Annotated in this window: 14 protein-coding genes and 2 pseudogenes; 8 read left to right on the top strand and 8 right to left on the bottom strand. The window is 41.2% G+C overall.

The features are described from left to right. The 3 genes and pseudogenes from V7K73_RS21490 to V7K73_RS21500 form a co-directional block, all read left to right on the top strand. On the top strand, window positions 1-480 hold the full coding sequence (locus V7K73_RS21490) for a plasmid segregation centromere-binding protein ParR (protein WP_334882857.1): 480 nt from the start codon (window positions 1-3) through the stop codon (window positions 478-480). 307 nt (window positions 481-787) lie between these two features. Further along, complete coding sequence (locus V7K73_RS21495; protein ID WP_334882859.1) at window positions 788-1,531, top strand: Uma2 family endonuclease; 744 nt, start codon at window positions 788-790, stop codon at window positions 1,529-1,531. Window positions 1,532-1,593: 62 nt separating this feature from the next. Further along, window positions 1,594-1,731 (top strand): annotated as a pseudogene (locus tag V7K73_RS21500) (type II toxin-antitoxin system HicB family antitoxin); the annotation flags it as partial. Between the two features lie 45 nt (window positions 1,732-1,776). Here the strand turns inward: V7K73_RS21500 and V7K73_RS21505 are convergent. The 6 genes and pseudogenes from V7K73_RS21505 to V7K73_RS21530 all read right to left on the bottom strand — a co-directional run. Beyond that, window positions 1,777-1,956: pseudogene (locus V7K73_RS21505) on the bottom strand (caspase family protein); the annotation flags it as partial. A gap of 31 nt (window positions 1,957-1,987) precedes the next feature. Continuing rightward, complete coding sequence (locus tag V7K73_RS21510; protein ID WP_334882861.1) at window positions 1,988-2,365, bottom strand: hypothetical protein; 378 nt, start codon at window positions 2,363-2,365, stop codon at window positions 1,988-1,990. Between the two features lie 215 nt (window positions 2,366-2,580). After that, entirely contained in the window at window positions 2,581-4,266 is a 1,686-nt protein-coding gene (ilvD, locus tag V7K73_RS21515; RefSeq protein WP_334882863.1) for a dihydroxy-acid dehydratase, read from the bottom strand. A 55-nt stretch (window positions 4,267-4,321) separates the two neighbouring features. Further along, window positions 4,322-4,585 (bottom strand): hypothetical protein, encoded by a 264-nt coding sequence (locus tag V7K73_RS21520; protein WP_334882865.1) that lies wholly within the window; start codon window positions 4,583-4,585, stop codon window positions 4,322-4,324. Between the two features lie 708 nt (window positions 4,586-5,293). Further along, on the bottom strand, window positions 5,294-5,992 hold the full coding sequence (locus V7K73_RS21525; protein ID WP_334882867.1) for a calcium-binding protein: 699 nt from the start codon (window positions 5,990-5,992) through the stop codon (window positions 5,294-5,296). Window positions 5,993-6,654: 662 nt separating this feature from the next. After that, complete coding sequence (locus tag V7K73_RS21530) at window positions 6,655-9,774, bottom strand: MFS transporter (protein WP_334882868.1); 3,120 nt, start codon at window positions 9,772-9,774, stop codon at window positions 6,655-6,657. A gap of 677 nt (window positions 9,775-10,451) precedes the next feature. On the opposite strand from V7K73_RS21530, the gene V7K73_RS21535 reads away from it, so the two are divergent. The 4 genes from V7K73_RS21535 to V7K73_RS21550 all read left to right on the top strand — a co-directional run bounded on the left by V7K73_RS21535 (window position 10,452) and on the right by V7K73_RS21550 (window position 13,816). Next, on the top strand, window positions 10,452-11,774 hold the full coding sequence (locus V7K73_RS21535; RefSeq protein ID WP_334882870.1) for a general stress protein: 1,323 nt from the start codon (window positions 10,452-10,454) through the stop codon (window positions 11,772-11,774). A gap of 148 nt (window positions 11,775-11,922) precedes the next feature. Further along, a complete protein-coding gene (locus V7K73_RS21540; protein WP_334882872.1) occupies window positions 11,923-12,384 on the top strand; it encodes a BON domain-containing protein in 462 nt (153 codons plus the stop codon). A gap of 181 nt (window positions 12,385-12,565) precedes the next feature. Beyond that, window positions 12,566-13,000 carry a CAAD domain-containing protein gene (locus tag V7K73_RS21545; RefSeq protein ID WP_334882873.1) on the top strand — a complete coding sequence of 145 codons (435 nt, stop codon included), beginning with the start codon at window positions 12,566-12,568 and terminating at the stop codon, window positions 12,998-13,000. Window positions 13,001-13,408: 408 nt separating this feature from the next. Then, a complete protein-coding gene (locus V7K73_RS21550; protein WP_334882875.1) occupies window positions 13,409-13,816 on the top strand; it encodes a hypothetical protein in 408 nt (135 codons plus the stop codon). Between the two features lie 244 nt (window positions 13,817-14,060). Here the strand turns inward: V7K73_RS21550 and V7K73_RS21555 are convergent, their stop codons facing one another. Together V7K73_RS21555 and V7K73_RS21560 are read right to left on the bottom strand one after the other, a co-directional pair. Beyond that, a complete protein-coding gene (locus tag V7K73_RS21555; RefSeq protein ID WP_334882877.1) occupies window positions 14,061-15,623 on the bottom strand; it encodes a metallophosphoesterase family protein in 1,563 nt (520 codons plus the stop codon). A gap of 126 nt (window positions 15,624-15,749) precedes the next feature. Then, complete coding sequence (locus V7K73_RS21560) at window positions 15,750-16,721, bottom strand: YegS/Rv2252/BmrU family lipid kinase (protein ID WP_334882879.1); 972 nt, start codon at window positions 16,719-16,721, stop codon at window positions 15,750-15,752. 190 nt (window positions 16,722-16,911) lie between these two features. Here V7K73_RS21560 and V7K73_RS21565 point away from each other — a divergent pair, with 190 nt between their 5' ends. Beyond that, entirely contained in the window at window positions 16,912-17,334 is a 423-nt protein-coding gene (locus V7K73_RS21565; protein ID WP_334882881.1) for a lysozyme inhibitor LprI family protein, read from the top strand. The last annotated feature ends 215 nt before the right edge of the window (window positions 17,335-17,549 follow it).

Consider the following 17,549-nt stretch of genomic DNA (forward strand, 5'->3'; position numbering starts at 1 on the left):
ATGTTCCAATGGTCAAAAAAGGTAGTTAAATCCGTCACGTTCAACCCAGAGCTTGCTGATGAAAGCTTGTTAGCGCAAGTAGAAAGTTATTTGGACAAACAACCAGACAAGACTTTCAGCGACCTCTGTAAAGAAGCCTTATGGCAATCTTTATGTGTACCGGAACCTGTACAACCTGCTCCACAAACAGCAGCAACAACACCGATTGATCAGCAAATCGGTGAACTGCAACGTCAAGTGGCTGGACTTGAGGAACGTTTTTTTGCCAAGGGATCTAATCGTTTGGAGGCGATGGAACACCATCTACTGCAACTTTCTCAACAAGTTGCACAACTGGCGATCATTGTCAATGATCGATCGTTCATTCAGTCTCCAAGTCAATTAGAAGTAGTAAATAATACTTCTTATACTGTTGCTACCCCTCCTCAAGAGGTTGACCCCGTAATCAGTCGCCTTAGTCAGTTTCTCGATGATTTTTAAGAAACAATCGCGTTTGTGAGCAGTTTTTGCTCCTCTTAACAATCCTTAATAATATTATCTATTAAGGATTGTTAATGTTTATATTTTTGTAGATGAAGCGATCGCTCATAATAGCGAATCATCACGGCAATCCGAGTTTATCTGTTCTGGTATTGTTGCAATCAATTGGGATTTTTCAAGCTATGCCTAATTTTCGAGATTGCATGAAGAATAATTTATAACCATTTGTAATCTGTACGCCTTACTTCAGCAAGCTATTGACAGATTATGATAGAAATCTAAGGCTTTCTGAGAAAGGCGATCGCTCATGACTACTGAGACAAATCCAGCAGCCATTGTGGACTGGGAACCCCCTACCCCACCTACAGATTTAATTTTTGATGATGGTGAACCCTTGGAATCAAATCGCCACCAAATTGCTATGAATGTCCTGATTCGGTCATTGCAACAAGCTTGGTGCGATCGCAATGATTTCTTCACTGGGGGCAATATGTTTATTTACTACAGCAGCACTCAGGTTCGTAACCGTGATTTCCGAGGCCCAGATTTCTTTGCGGTGCTAAATGTTGACGGCAATAACTCAAGACAAGGTTGGGTAGTTTGGGAAGAAAACGGTCGCTATCCTGATGTAATCGTGGAATTAATGTCACCATCTACAGCAGCAATTGACAAGGGGATTAAGAAAAATCTTTACCAAGAAACTTTCCGTACCTCAGATTATTTTGTCTATGATCCTTTTGATCCTAATTCTTTACAGGGGTGGCATTTAGATGATAATCAGCAGTATCAGCCTTTAACACCAAATGAGCATGGGTGGCTATGGTGTAAGCGTTTAGGTTTATGGTTAGGGACGAGTGAGGGAACAATAGATAGAGAAACGGCGGTATGGTTGCGGTTTTACGATGTGGCTAGCAATTTGGTTTTGTTACCAGAGGAGGCTGCTGCTGTACAAGCACAAGCCGCAGTTGCACAAGCAGAAGCGGCTGCTGCACAGGTGGCTCGTTTAGCGGCTAGATTAAGAGAACTAGGGGAAAATCCAGATTTGTTATGAATTTTGGCTTTTTTGATTTGTTTAGACTACAGTTTTGATTTTTTGATTTGTATGAGCAATAGATGAAAAGACAAGTTATTATCTATCCAGGAGAAGATGGTTATTGGGTAGCTGAATGTCCTAGTTTACCTGCTTGTATCAGTCAAGGGAAGACGAAAACAGAAGTTATTGGCAATATCAAGGAAGCTGAAGTAAAGTACTACAAGGTCATCTTTACGCCGATCACTAAACAGCGTCTCCATCGCTTCCTGCATTTTCTGAGGATCGGGATTCTCCAGTTTTTGGATATCTGTTTCAGCAAAATCTCCCATTTCGGGATGCTGCAAAACTTTGGCGATCGCTTGCATATCCTTTACCGACGCAGGTAATGGGTTAAGACCAGGCTCGTACTCGCTGACTCCGATTAGCAAGGCCACCTTTACCATCTTGCTATCCTCTCTTTTATTATGGGATTTTTCAACCTACGGCTACAAACTTTTGCGCGGCTTCCAGCGCTGCTGTTAATTCTTCCTGACTGCTGGCTTTTACTTTGAGTTTTTTACCGTTAGCCTCAACTTCCAATTCTATAGTTTTGTTACCTAAGCGATCGCCCAAAAATCCCAATAATTTTTTACAATTAGCAACACTCACCTCTGCTTGCAAAACTCCCAGCAGAAAAGCCCCAAACGCCTTTGATCCTGGAGGAGTTTGTGCAACTGCTACAAGTTCAGCACTTTCTACATCTAAATCTCTAATCTCTCTGAGCAGATTCCGTGTTTCGCGTTCTTGCTCATCTGCATCTAAGTTTGGATTAGAAAGAGCGATCGTTAACTTGACGTTAGATTCAGGACTCATTTTGTACCCTTTTCGGTTTTTATGCAGTTGAGAGTCAACTATATTTCCGTAATTTCTCTATTGACATCATATCCTCTCTGTAAATTTCCTGAAATTTTATCAATATTTTTATAAAAACTCATAAAAGTTAGGTAAAAATTACTAGAAATCAAAAAGACGTAGCACTGCTACGTCAAAACAATTCTTTTTCGGAGATGTCTATTAGGTAAGGTTAATTAAAACAAGTCTAAATCTGTCACAGCACCAATACTGCTAGAAGATACCAAAAAGGCATATTTCGCTAACACGCCTTTAGTGTAACGGGGAGCGGGGGGTTGCCAGTTGGCACGACGACGAGCCAATTCTTCTTCGGATATATTCAATTGCAATAAACGAGCGGGTGCATCAATAGTAATACTATCCCCTTCTTCTACAAGAGCGATCGCACCACCAACGGCTGCTTCTGGTGCAACATGACCAACTACCATGCCATAAGTACCGCCAGAAAAGCGCCCGTCGGTAATTAATGCCACCGCATCACCCAAACCAGCACCGATAATTGCTGAGGTAGGAGCTAACATTTCGCGCATTCCAGGGCCACCCTTGGGCCCTTCGTAGCGGATAACCAAAATATCACCAGCTTGAATCTTACCCGCCAAAATTGCAGCTAAAGAAGCTTCTTCCGATTCAAACACCCGTGCGGGGCCGGTAATTACTGGTTTTTTCACCCCGGTAATTTTGGCTACAGCCCCTTCTGTTGCCAAATTACCTCTGAGGATAGCTAAATGTCCTTGAGGATACATCGGGTTATTCCAAGTCCGAATCACATCTTGATTGGCGGATGGTTCTTCTGGTATATCTGCCAATATCTCTGCAATGGTTTGGCCAGTGATAGTAATGCTATCACCATGTAACAAGTTTTGCACAAGTAGCATCTTCATTACTTGCGGAATGCCACCAGCTTTGTGCAAATCTGTAGCTACATATTTACCGCTTGGTTTTAAATCACATAAAACGGGAACACGGGCGCGGATGGTTTCAAAGTCATCCAGGGTTAACTCTACATTAGCAGCGCGGGCGATCGCTAAAAAATGCAACACTGCATTGGTCGAACCACCCACCGCCATAATCACAGAGATGGCATTCTCTATCGATTTGCGGGTGATAATTTGCCGAGGCAAGATTTGTTTGCGGATAGCTTCGACTAACGCATAAGCCGATTTTTCCGTGCTGTCGCCTTTTTCGGCATCAACGGCTGCCATTGTCGAAGAATAGGGTAAACTCATCCCCATGGCTTCAAATGCTGAAGACATGGTGTTAGCTGTGAACATTCCCCCACAAGAACCAGCGCCAGGACAAGCGCGACTTTCAACTTCTAATAATTCCTTTTCGTCAATTTTTCCAGCACTATATTGACCAACAGCTTCAAAAGAACTGACAACAGTTAAATCACGTCCGTTGTAGTGACCGGGTTTAATTGTGCCACCGTAAACGAATATTGCAGGGATATTCATCCGAGCGATCGCCAGCATTGCCCCTGGCATATTTTTATCACAACCGCCAATCGCTAGCACACCATCCATACTTTGTCCAGTACAGGCGGTTTCAATGGAATCGGCGATGACTTCCCGCGATACTAGGGAATATTTCATTCCTTCTGTTCCCATTGAAATACCGTCGCTGATGGTTATTGTGCCAAACATTTGTGGCATCGCTCCGGCAGATTTTATACTAGCCTCTGCTATGAGCGCCAGTTGATTTATCCCCATATTACAGGGAGTGATTGTACTGTAACCGTTGGCAATACCCACAATGGCTTTATTGAAATCTTCATCTTTAAAACCAACTGCCCGCAGCATAGCTCGATTAGGCGATCGCTGCACTCCTTGCGTCACAATTTGGCTTCTTAAATTCTCCGACATCTTTTTTTCTTCCCTGACATCATCGCAACTGTTGCGATTGTATTAACTGATTTTCTCATGTATACGTGGCGCGATCGAAGCTGATAACATCCCGTAAAACACCAGGTTTACTCTCAGAAACTGAGTTGAACTTGAAAACATCGTTACCGAATCCTCCAGTCAGAGTATCAGTCCCAGCACCGCCTATGAGTGTGTCGTCGCCATCTTTGCCCTTAATTGTATCGTTGCCATCAAATCCGTTGATGATATCACCGAAACTAAAAAAATCAACTCCACCAGACAGATTGTCAGGGCTATTAGTACCGTTAATGGTTGCCATAGTGAGTTTCTCCTAAACTTAGATGGGAAAAAAATTACCTCGTCACTTCACCATTAGAAGACTACGTTGCTAATTAAGAGTATGAATTTGGCTTCCGCCAAAAGCCCAAATAAAACAGTTTCAAACATGGAATTTTTTAATTTCAAACTTTTATTCAGCAACACCGAGAATACAAGTGGATAAATAACGAGTGGAAGACATAACTGAACGACACCTGAATAGAACAGGTGTTTGCTGTTAAATCTGAAAACTTGAGAAGATTTTATAACCACTTGATGCATTGATGATGTTGGCATCAAAATTGTGCCAATAGTTGTGTTATATTCTTGTGTCTTATATGTTCATAAGTTACAGTAGTAAGCTGCTAGGTAAAAAGCAGATTATCTCCTACGGAATTGCATAAATTGTAGGAAATTTTTGCTGCATTCAGAATAACAAGAGTATGATACTACCTTCAAGGATAGACTTTTATATATATTAAGAAATAATAAGTAAATTTATTTTATAACTCTCAGCAGAACCTATCTGAAACGAACTGTATTACAGTCAAAGACTAGTGCATTTTGTCAATCCCCCTAAATACAGAAATAAATTTGCGTAATAATAATCACTATAAAAGGAAGAGGCAAGTTAAGCTTACCTCTCCCTACGACTGTTAAATTATTAGAATTCTGCCTCGTGCTTTATTTTGCAGGCAGGTCTATTAAATTAAAGAACAATGTCGTTTGCCACTAATTGTGGTGCGCCTGCCAATCGAATCTCCAAGTTAGGCGATAGATTTCCATCAGTGTTAGCTTGAAGAATACCTCCTGAATAACGAACCTGACCTGCGCCGGTAAATGCGGCAGCCCCAATGAAAGTGAAGGCTTGGTTGCCCTTAATAGTGGAGTTGGCGTCGATATTAGATAGATCGATTATATCACCTGGCAACTTACCGTTTCCAAAAAAGTCAGTGATAACATCTCGTGAAGAACCAGCAGGACTATCTGAAACTGAGTTGAACTTGAAAGTATCGTTACCCGATCCTCCAGTCAGAATATCAGTCCCACCACCGCCAACGAGGGTATCGTTGCCAGCACCACCGAGAAGGGTATCGTTGCCAGCACCACCAATAAGGACATCGTTGCCAGCACCGCCAACGAGACTATCCCTACCACTACCACTGGTAAGGACATCGTTGCCAGCACCACCGATAAGGGTATTGTTGCCATTACCAGCAGTAATGACATCGTTACCACCACCGCCATCGATGCGATCGTTGCCATTCCCAGCAGTAATGACATCGTTGCCATTAGTGCCGTTAATCACCTTGTTACCATTACCGAAGACTTGGACAGAGTTGTTAGGAAGACTGACACTAATGATGTTGTTGGGAATAAGACCACCGAGATCGGAAATGATTGCCATAAATTAGCTTCTCCTGAGTTTAGAGGGTAGAAATTACCTCGTCACTTCACTATCAGAAAACGGTGTCGCTGATTAAGAGTATGAATTTCCTTTACCCCCAAGGCGCAAAGGAAAGAGTTTCAAACATTAAATTTTTGAATTTCACACTTTTATTGAGCAATGCCGAAAAAATTAGGTAAAGAAATAACGAGTCATAAGAGATAACTGAACCACACTTGATTGGAACAGATTTTTCTGTTAATTCCAAAGATTTTAAAAGCACTGCATATATTGATGAGTTTGGCATCAAAATCGTGCCAAGGTTCATTTCTATATGTTTGTGCTTTATGTATTCAGTGGTTACAAGTACTAGGCTGCTAGGGAACAAGCAGATTTTATAGTACAGAATCGCATAGCTTTTACGACGTATTTACTGTATTCACAATCACAAGATTATGATATTACCCTGAAGGCTACTTTTTTGGATCTATAAGAAATAATAATTAATCCTCTTTTGTTGCTATCGCCCACAAAAGAATCTGAAACCTTTGCTTAGATAGGGTTTTGTAATATATGTAGGAAGAATAAAGTCATGATAGTACTCTGGGGGTAGTTTATTTTATTTATAAAAAAAAGTGTCATTACATTAATTACCACTTTTTTTTATAAATTTCTGATGAATTTTAACGAGGTAGAGGTAACCCTGTAACGGCTACTGCTCCGGCGATCGCACTGGCACAGAGCGAAGTCAGTGCTGTCCCAAATAACCACCAAGCAGCATTTGCAACGGTTTTTTTGGTTTCTTGAGCTTGCTTTTTAGCTTGTTGTTGGATCGCTTTCAGGCGTTTTTGTGTTTCTTGTTGAATGCGTTCGGCTCGTTGTAGTACGCCATCTCGCGCCGCTTCTATTTGGTCAATTATCCTGTTAGCATCCTCTTGGGAAATATCCTCACGAGAACTGATCACAGCAACTAGGGTGTCACGATCAAATTCACTGAGGCGATCGCGCAATGCTTCAAATCCGGCTTGGGGATCGTCGAAGACTTTTGCAAAGTCTTGCTTAATACCTTCATAGTTGAGTTCGGAACGATCCAGGGAGTTGAGATAGTTACGAACTTTAGCAAAAACTCCATCAAGCACCGATTGGACTCTTTGCTGGATTTGCTGGAATTGTTCGACAATGGAAGTGCGAACCGACTCAATTTGATCCACAATCCGGTTAGCTTCTTCTTCTGAAATATCTTCTCGTTGGGATAAGAGCGCCACAATTGTCGAACGATCGAATTTGGAGGCGCGATCGCTTAAACTTCCAATTCCAGCGCGGGGAGAAGACAGCAGCAATTGCAAATCGCGTTTAATTGCTTCTGGGTTGAGTTCTTCTTTGTTTGTGTTACGCAGATATTCTTCCAGATTGGCTTCAAAATCTAAAGCTTGTTGAGCAGTCCGCTTGGCTAAACGTCGTGGCGCTCTCACAATACTAGCGATCGCATCTTGTGCTTGATCGATTATCTGATTAACTTGCTCTTGGCTCAAGTCTCCCCGTTGACTCACGAGTTTAACCAAGGTTTCTCGATCGACATTAGATAAGCGATCGCGCAGTGCTAAGGCTCCTTCTTTGGGATCGTCGAGTAATTTTTCCAAATCGCTCCTGATACCTTCGGGATCAAGTTCTTCTAAGTTGGTATTACGGAGATATTCAGCAACCGCTTTTGTAGTTTTTTCGTACTGTTCTTTCGCCTGCTGCGGAACTTGCAAAATACTATTTCGGACTGCTTCAATCTGATCGAGAGTTTGGTTTATCTGTTCTTCGCTCAAATCTTGACGCTGATTGAGCAATTGTACTAGTGTATCCCGGTCAAATTGCGATAAGCGCGAAGTTAAAAGGCTAATTCCAGCTTGGGGATCGTCTAACAAAATTCTAAACTCACGTTTAATACTTTCGGGATTGAGTTCGTCTTTGTTAGTATTCCGCAAATAATCTTCAACTCTTTGGCGCAGTTCATCGGCTTTGGCTTTTGCTTGTTCTTGCAGAACTCTAGCACGATTTAAGAAATTATCGCGGTTGCTTTCGAGTTGACTAACAATATTATTAGCTTCCTCTTCGTTGATATCTTGACGCTGTTGGAGCAATTGTACATAAGTATCGCGGTCAAATTGCCCGAAGCGATCGCTTAAATCTTCAAACCCGGCTTCTGGATCTTCTACCAACTTCTTAAAGTCGCGTTCAATACCTTCAGGGTTGAGTTCTTCTTTCCCCGTCGAACGCAGATAATCTTCAATGCGGCTGCGGAAATCTTGCCCTTTTTCTCGCCCTTGGGCTTGTTTTACAGTTTCTAAAACTTCCTGGCGATCGCTTTCCATTTGTTCGGAGATTTCTTTCACCCTAGCTTCGCTGATATCACCTCGCTGCTTCAGCAAGTTGGCGAAATATTCAAGATTGATTTCTTTTAACTCCCGTCTCACAGTTGTCGGATCTGCATTAACATCATAGATGAGTTCTTTAAATTCATCTTTTAGGGTAATGCGGTTAAAATGCCAAGGAAAGGAATTCAATATGTAATCTTCTACATCTGCCTTAATTGTGTTTTCGGGTGATATTGGCAAGTTTGCAGATACTTGCTCAGTTGCTTGCTCTCTAAGCTTTTGTAATTGTTGCGTGATTTGATTGATATCGACATCTTGAACTTTTCCTTTCAGTTTTTGCAACTGATTAGTAATTTTGTTGATATCAATATTGGAAAGGTTGGTCTGATTTAGTACTGCTGGTACAGCCGCACTCAAGCCATATCGAATAGCTTGCTTGATTATACCATTGCCATTTCCACCTCCGACTGTAACCAGTTGTTGAAGGCGTTCACCTAATTGCTCTGAATTCAATTCTTCAGGTGTTGCAGACTTCAACAAATTAATTACTTTTTCTGTGGAATTGCTCGGATTCAAAGCTTGTTGCCAAGCACCTTCAAATTGGTCAGCTATGCGATTGATATCTTCTTGAGATAAATCTGTTCGACTGCTAATTAAATCAACAAATGTTTGACGATTGATATTTTGCAATAGGTCGTTATTTGTAACAGATTGCAAATCTGTATCTTTAAGAAGCTGGTCAAATTGCTGACGAATTTCTGTGATATCCAGCTTTGGTAATTGCAGAGAACCTAAAGAACTTTGGAGTGTATTTCTAATATCTTCAGGATTAAAACCTGAAGTTAATTCTCGTCGGACTGCGGCTGTAATATCTTCAACACTAGAAACTAACTGTTTTTTCGCAGTATTAGCACTAATACCAGCAGTTGCTGTACCCATCAAAGTTTGAAACCCAGAAGTGACAGTACTAGCGATAGAACCAATAAAAGAACCTACTGCTGATGAACCAAACCAAATTACCAGTGAGAAATAGGTAGCCCAGATGACTACACCGATAATTGAACCTAGAGTTTCGCTTTCGATTAAGCTAAGTTTTACCGCTAGAAAACAAGCAATAAATAATGCAATACTAACGGTTAGTAACGCCCAAGCACCAATTTTGGTCTGAACTGAACGAATTTTACTACCCAAACTTTCTGACTCATCATCAGAATCTGAGTCAATTTCCCAAGATGAAATTCCTACAGCGACTGAAAAATTAGTCAATAATAATTGAAAGGCAAATGCCATTAACACTCCAGCCACCAATGCTACCAAGAATTTAGGGCCAGAAAAAAGAACTGATGCCTCTTCTGGAGTTAGTGCTTCCTGAGCTATTATTGGCGCTAATCCAAAAGATAGCCAGTTCGATTCCAAACTAGTTAAAACACCTTGAAACATAGTATTTTCTCACTTGCAGTCAATTAAATAACCATTGGTAAAATGATCTATTTATCAATTTACTTACCTGTTAGATAAGCTGACACTTTCTTAGGTAAGAAGTTTTCTTGTCAAAAGTCGTATTTTATAAGAAACAAATCTTTTTACTAAAGTAAATAATGTAAAGTTTGATGATTTTCTATTAAGTAATTGGGTCAAATTAAATATCAAACCTCACCCTGCCTCCGGCTTCCCTCTCCTTAGTAAGGAGAGGGATTGAGGGTGAGGTTTGATCTTATATTTAATTATGCCTACCTACTTAACTTATTTTATAAAACTTCATCCGCTTATTGTTAGTAAAATTTGCAACCAAAAGTTTAATTTAATACATAACTAGATATTTTTATTAAAAATTAAATTTAATAGATAGGTTTTTAAGAGAAATTTAGTTAATTTTAAAACAAATTGTTTTAGAGATTCTTTTGATAAATAAAATAATCAACATCTACTTTTCATCAAGTATAAGTTATTTGATTATTAAAATTTATTGCTATCTTTAGATACAGCCACGTATGTCTAATGATAGAGATAAAATTTCTTCCAAGCGATTGATGAAATATAAACACAAACATGTATTAATAAGGTGGTTAGGAGCTATAAATTAGTGAATAATTAATTTTTGCTGAGGAGAAAAAATAATGGTTGTAGGTGTACACAAACGTGGTGTAGGTGTATTTTCTCATCGTCGAGATGTTGAACATGCCCTACATGAATTAAAAAAAGTTGGTTTTGACATGAACAGAGTCTCTGTCATCACCCAGGATGGGGACAGAGATGATATTTCTGGGGCTGAAGTACGCGATCGCGTAGGTGATAAATCTGACGAAGGCGCTAAAGTTGGAGCAGCTACAGGCGGCGCTTTGGGCGGATTAACTGGCTTATTAGTCGGTCTTGGTACTTTGGCAATTCCTGGACTCGGGCCAATTATGCTGGCTGGAGCCGCAGCAACAACCTTAGCTACTACTCTCGCTGGCGCTGGTATTGGTGCAGTAGCTGGTAGTTTGCTTGGTGCATTAGTTGGTTTAGGAATTCCCGAAGAACGAGCTAGAGTTTACGACGAACGCGTGAGACGGGGACATTATTTAGTCATCATAGATGGCACAGATACAGAAATTGCTAGAGCAGAGGCAATTCTACATCAGGGTGGTGTTGAAGAGTTTGGCATTTATGAGAACCCAGATGGTAGAAAGATAAATGCTGATTATGTGCCTCCAACATCTAATGTTGCTAATACTGGTGTTGCCAATGTTGCTAATAGTGGTGTTGCCAAACGAGCGATTGGAGTCTTTTCTCATCGTCGAGATGCAGAAGCAGCAATTACAGAATTACGAGATGCAGGTTTTCCCTTAAATACAGTCTCCATCATAGCCAAGGATACAAACGGTCAGGGGATCGCTGGTGTAGATGTAGATAGAAATGTTGCAGGTAATAAAGCAGACGATGGTGTAAAAGCTGGAGCAGCTACAGGCGGAGTTTTAGGCGGCTTAACTGGCTTATTAGTTGGTCTGGGAACTTTAGCAATTCCTGGAATCGGCCCTGTAATTGCAGGTGGTGCAGCAGCGACGGCTTTAGCATCAACAGTGGCTGGCGGTGCGATCGGTGCTGCTGCTGGGGGTATTGTTGGCGGACTAGTTGGCTTGGGAATTCCTGAAGACAGGGCCCGAGTATATAGCGATCGCTTCCAAAAAGGCGACTACTTGCTAATTATCGATGGTACCGAAGCTGAAATCCGCAAAGCTGAAGCGATTCTCAACCGTCGCGGTGTTGAAGAATTTGCTATTTATGATGCCACTGATTTAGGCGAACATCGCCCAGGTTTAGACCGAGGAACGCATCAGGAGACACCAGTTGTGAATAGCGCTCCACCAGTAGTTAATAGCGATCGCACCAATTATTCAACAGGTCTTCATGGAGACGATCCTGCTGTAGTCATTATTGACCGTCGTGATGAAACACTCTAACTCTAGGTAGTTGTCACTGACACTAATTTGCTTTAATTTAAGGAGCAATAAAATAAATTTGCTCCTAACTTAAGAAACTTGCTCCTTACTTCTGCCGTAAATATCCACACACTCGACAAGTTTCACTTTCCGATTCTGAATTAAATCTATGCAAAAGCTAACTCCCTTCTTAATTAGTTCACTTTTAATTTTTGGTGTTGCTGCTTGTGATAACGCTTCTAAAACAAGTGAATCTGCACCCAATAATCCTAACGAAGCTCCATCATCACCGACTGCACAAACAACAACAGCTTCTCAACAAGACGCTCAAAGTGATGTTCGCAAAAGACAACTTAATTCTGATATCCGCGCCCGCGAACAGCGCAATAATACAACTGGTGGCGATGCACAAAGAGCTACAGGCGACCTAGCAAGTGAAGTTCGCTCCAAGTTAGAAGCTAACATACCCAAGGGTCAACTAACAGTTGATGCAACAAAAGATGGGATTGTCACTGTCGGAGGAACTGTGAACAATCAGAAGGAGTTAGCTAAGATTGAACCTTTATCTAAACAGATTAAAGGTGTCAAAACTGTAGTTGTTAAAGCAACTGTTATTGCTCCAACAAAATAGAGCAGCTAGCAACAAATTCAACTGAGTAGGTAGGCAAAAATAAATTGAGATGCTCCTGCTAAATCTTAGTGGTCAGTTATATTTATTACTGACTACTAAGAATTGACAACTGATGACCTGAATAATTATATTTATTGATGCTCACAGTTATACAAGTTTTTACTTACGGAAAATATAAATTATGGAAACCGAACAACAGCAACGTGAATCCATCAATGCCTCCTTTTCACAAGGTACGCTAGCAATTGAAGGTACAGATACTGCAAACGTGCCAAAGTTACCACCAGCATCTGAACCAGAATCTCAATGGCAGCAAATTAGTAGACAAGTTTCTCAATTTTTGGAGCAATTGCCCGAATATTTAGGTAGCTTTTTTAGTAACTACAAGCAGGCTCTAACAACAGTTGGTTTGATTTTGGCGGCGATTGTTACAGCCAAGCTAGTACTAGCAGTACTGGATGCAATCAATGATATTCCATTACTATCACCGACTTTTGAGTTAGTTGGAATTAGCTATGGCACTTGGTTTATTTCCCGTTATCTACTGAAGGCTTCAACCCGGCAAGAATTAGCCGATGAAATTCAATCACTGAAAAACCAGTTTTTAGGCGAATAAATTTACCACCCATTAGAATACTACACTGTGGCGTAAGTTTGTCTGCCTTAATAGACTAGTCTGTGGCTTCGCTAATTAAATATATACAATTTAAATGTTCACATTCCCGACTTCTTAGACAAGTCGGGAATTTTGTAAGTACCTTATTTCGGATACAAAACCCACTGGAGACACAAGAATGTTGCTGTCAAGTGTCAACTTCAGCTAAAACGCTTGTTTTATATCATGAACGGAAATTACATGTATTGAGCCAGACTTGAGATTAGTCTTTTGGATACATCAAAAGATAGAGAGCATAAGATTATATTTAATTTTAAATCACTTCTAAAGATAGTAGTTTGAAGATGAAAAACAACCTAATCTAGGCTTTGAGGTTATTTAATAGATTCTTTAATGAGGACATAATTTATGGCTAATGAACCAGTTAATCAAGGTATAGATTCATCTGATAGAGCTGAAGTAGATACATACGATCGCGGCATTATCCCAGCTGAAACAGCTGCTCGGATGGAAAGAGAGGGAAATCTTTACAAAACAGTCCCTACAGAAGAAAGGGAGGCAGATGCAGCTACCGATGACCAAACCGCTCCAGACAGTATACGCACCACTGACGGATATACCGTGGACAAAGAAGGTTTGTTGAACAACTATGCAGTTGAACCGGAAATGTACTACGAAGAACCGGGTGATGCACGCAAACAAGCAGCAGCCGAAACCGCCCAACGTGTTGAAGAACTCGGAGAAGTTAATCAGGACGAGGAAGGTAAGTTGACCGAAAATAGTGATACACGCGGTAGAGGCCCAGGAATAATTTAATTACATAATTACAATCATCACTTTTTGCTGGGTGTAATTACACGTAAGAAGGTTAAATAAGTGTTTTGTAGAGATGCAATGATTGCGTCTCTACTTGTATTTATGGGCTATGAGGCCAATATTCCGAGAAATATTTTACTAGTGGTCTGTCCCATTAATTTTGCACGACTCCGAGATCCCCGACTTCTTCAAGAAGCCGAGGTTCTGAACACTACAAACCTCTGAAACACTTTGGGACAGACCACTAGATAATAAACGGATCAAGTTCACGATCGTGCCATTGTCGCTGATACCATTCGGAAACCAAGGGACGAACAATAAACTTGGGATGGCCTTCGCCTTTAACGTCAATACGTAAACCTGAGTAAGGTCGTCGCTTTTGAAAACCTTGACCATTGCGACCAATGAACAGATGCGATCGCGCCACTAATCTATTTTCATTTCCAAAAGTCTCCATCAAATCTGCTCCCTCAATCCGTTGGCGGCGCAAACTAAACCCGCTACCGCCACAAACAATCCAGTGGATATGAGAATCAGCGTGTCCTGTATCCATTGTCTCCAGGTGTTCTAAGCAGTGGGCGTGACCGTTTAATACTAAATCGACCAAAGAACGCCCTTGAGTTAGGGAACCTATTTCTTTAGCTACCGCATCCAGCACACCACGAAGGCGATCGCGAATTATCAGAGTTTGTGCTTGTTGCCATTTTGTCGCTTCAGTTACATAGGGAGGATGATGGAAATAAATCACTCTTCCGCGAACTTCAGAGTTATTCCAAGATTCAATTAATTTTTGCTTGAGCCAGTCTAGTTGTTCAGTGTCAGTCAGGGTTGTTTTATCAGCAGCTAATTGTTTGTCGATATCAACAATAATTTCTTCAATTTGTGACAGCTTGGCGTGGTAGTCGTCTAATTGGTCAGCTTCAATAGGGTTTTCTGGACGAAGCTTGGCTGAGATTTCAATGATTTGTTGCTTTTCTTGCTCTAAATCTTCACGACGTTTTTCTAAAGTTCTGCGATCGGCATCGCCTTGTTTTGTTTTAGGTAGAGGCGGTGGATCGTTAAATGTATTTGAATCCAAGGCAAAGAAATCAATCCCACCATAGCGAAAAGTGTAGTAGCGATTGGGAAGGCGGGTAAAATGCCCAGGTTGATAGCTCAGACAATTACCTGTATCTGTTTTAGCTGTGTAATACTGATTTAAATGATTATTTAACTCTCCTGGAAGCTGAAACGCCTGAAGATAGTCTAGAAATGCTCGTGCGTAGGCTTCACCCGTTCCTGAACCATGCAAACCTACATCCAAGTCTAAGCGCGATCGCAACAGGCGGCGAATCGGTAATGTTGTCAGAGAGGCCAAGCTCAATAAAATCGGCAAGTTATAGTAATCGTGATTACCCGGTACAGGTAAAATAGGCAGCTTAAAAATCATCTGGTCATAAGCAATCCGTTGGGGATGTTCTCCTCCCAAGAGAAACTCTCGATAAGGCTCGATAAAGTTCTGCTGATAGTATTCACTCGATCCCACTAAATAGATCACATCCCCGGTATGCAGCATAAAACGGGATTCGCTGTGATGGGGCAACATCAGTTCAGCCACCTTTCGCTGGGGGTTGTGTCCCCGGTGCTTGCCGGAACCACTATCACCTACAACTAAAAATGAGAACTCAGAATTATCTGTTTGGCCATCCTCCAACACCAGCCGAGTTTGGTCGATGTTCCGTTCTGCAATTAACGGATCTTGCCACCGTACCCGTTGATTCATTTTACGAATTTTGTTAGCGATCGCTGGATCAGATACAAGTTTCAATGCAACCTACTCCTGAGTTTTTTACAAGAGATGATAAGGGCGATGAGGAGGACAAGGAACAATTTCCTTCCCTATCTCCCCCAGCAAAAACTGCCCCCTGCCCCCAGCAAAAACTGCCCCCTGCCCTCACTCCTCCACAGTGTCTTTCATCTCAATAATCAGATTAGGGAGTCCCTCTAGTTTTTCGGTAGGCTCAACTTCTTCTACTAATGGCACAAAAATCTTCAAACCTGCTGGTACACACTTAATTTCTACTGGTGTTGTGCCTACTATTTCACCATCTAAAACAACCTTTTGCGGTGGCTTAGTTGTAATTTTAAATTCTTTGGCTCGCAGGAAGCCAATATCATTGCGATCTACAGCGTTACCTGTAGAAGCCGTTTGGAATAGATGAAATGTAGCTGCGATCGCTCCTGCTTTGTTAACTGGAGCTACAATCGTCAAATCTAATAACCCATCATCATAAATTAGACCGGCTGGCCCCTGAGCTAAAACTGAAGTAGGAGGTGCGGCATTTGCTACTGTGACTGCACAGGCGCTAGTTTTAATTATCCTGTCTTCTGTTTCAATTTCAACATCAAAGTTTTTTAAGTTTCTCAGTTGTTGAATTCCAGCGAAAACGTAGGCCATCATCCCAAAGCGATTTTTAGCGTCCCTATCTGCCAATTCTACAGTTTCAGCTTCAAAGCCAATACCTGCCAAAAGTACCATTGGCTGATCGTTGCAATAGGCTACGTCTACATGGCGGGTTCCTCCCTGCAAAATTGTCTCACACGCACCTGCGATCGTGTCGGGAATTCCTAAAGCTGTAGCAAAAGCGTTTGCTGTGCCTCTAGAAATGATCCCAAATGCAATATCAGTACCCACTACAGCCGCCGCTGCCGCCGAGAGAGTGCCATCTCCCCCCGAAGCAATGATTGCATCTACTCCCCTCGCTACCGCAGCAAAAGCTAGTTCGTCAGCGTCGATTTCTTCAGTTGTAAGATAAATATCTAGGTCAATATCTGGCTCTAATATTGTCCGAATTTCTGCCAGTTCTAAATCTGGGTCACCTTGACCCGCAACTGGATTGAAAATGAGGCAGGCGGAACGATTCATAAAATATAAAAGCTAAACTTAGATCACTAAAATACCAAATTATTTCTAGCATTCTTGTGAAATTTCGGCTTCCTTCTGACGGCTGGTTTACCTTTTGTAAGAAGTTTAGAAGTCTTCTGCGTCGGAACATACCAATGTTGAGGCGTATTTAAGTATCTTTTGTCTCTAATTAAACAATAAACATTTTGCCATGCGTCAATTATTACTAGTTTTAGCAAGTATGCTAACTCTCAGCAGTTTAAATACTCCCACCGTGACAATAGCAGGCACAACGCCTCATTTACGGGAGATGCGTTTAGTTCAAAAGCTCAACTGCAATAATGCTCAAACTCAAATAGCAATTAATGAATGTGCGAAGTTGTCTTATCAAAGGGCAGATAAAAAACTCAATCAAGTTTATCAACAATTGCTACCTACCTTAGAAACGTCTAGGAAACAGAAATTGATTGCTGCACAAGTTGCATGGCTCAAGTTTCGAGATATCAATTGTGAGTTTGAGAGAAGCAGATACGACGGAGGAAGTATTGCCCCTAGTATTTATTCTAGTTGTCTAGAAAATACTACAAAACTGCGTACCCAACAATTACAGGGTTATCTCAAATCTGATCCTTAATATAGTTGAATAAAACCGCAATGTGAGAATCATTGGTCATTACATAAACCACATCCTTTGGGGGCAGGGCTATTTCATTCTATTTTTACAGCAGTTTTTAGGAATCTTTTTCAGAAAAATAAGAATTTAAACGCGATTTAAGTTGAGAACCGTAGTTTTTGCCCTCACCCTAAATCCCTCTCCCAAGTCTGGGAGAGGGACTTTGAAAACGTCAC

The sequence above is a fragment of the Nostoc sp. genome (assembly GCF_036916975.1).
GTDB lineage: Bacteria > Cyanobacteriota > Cyanobacteriia > Cyanobacteriales > Nostocaceae > Nostoc.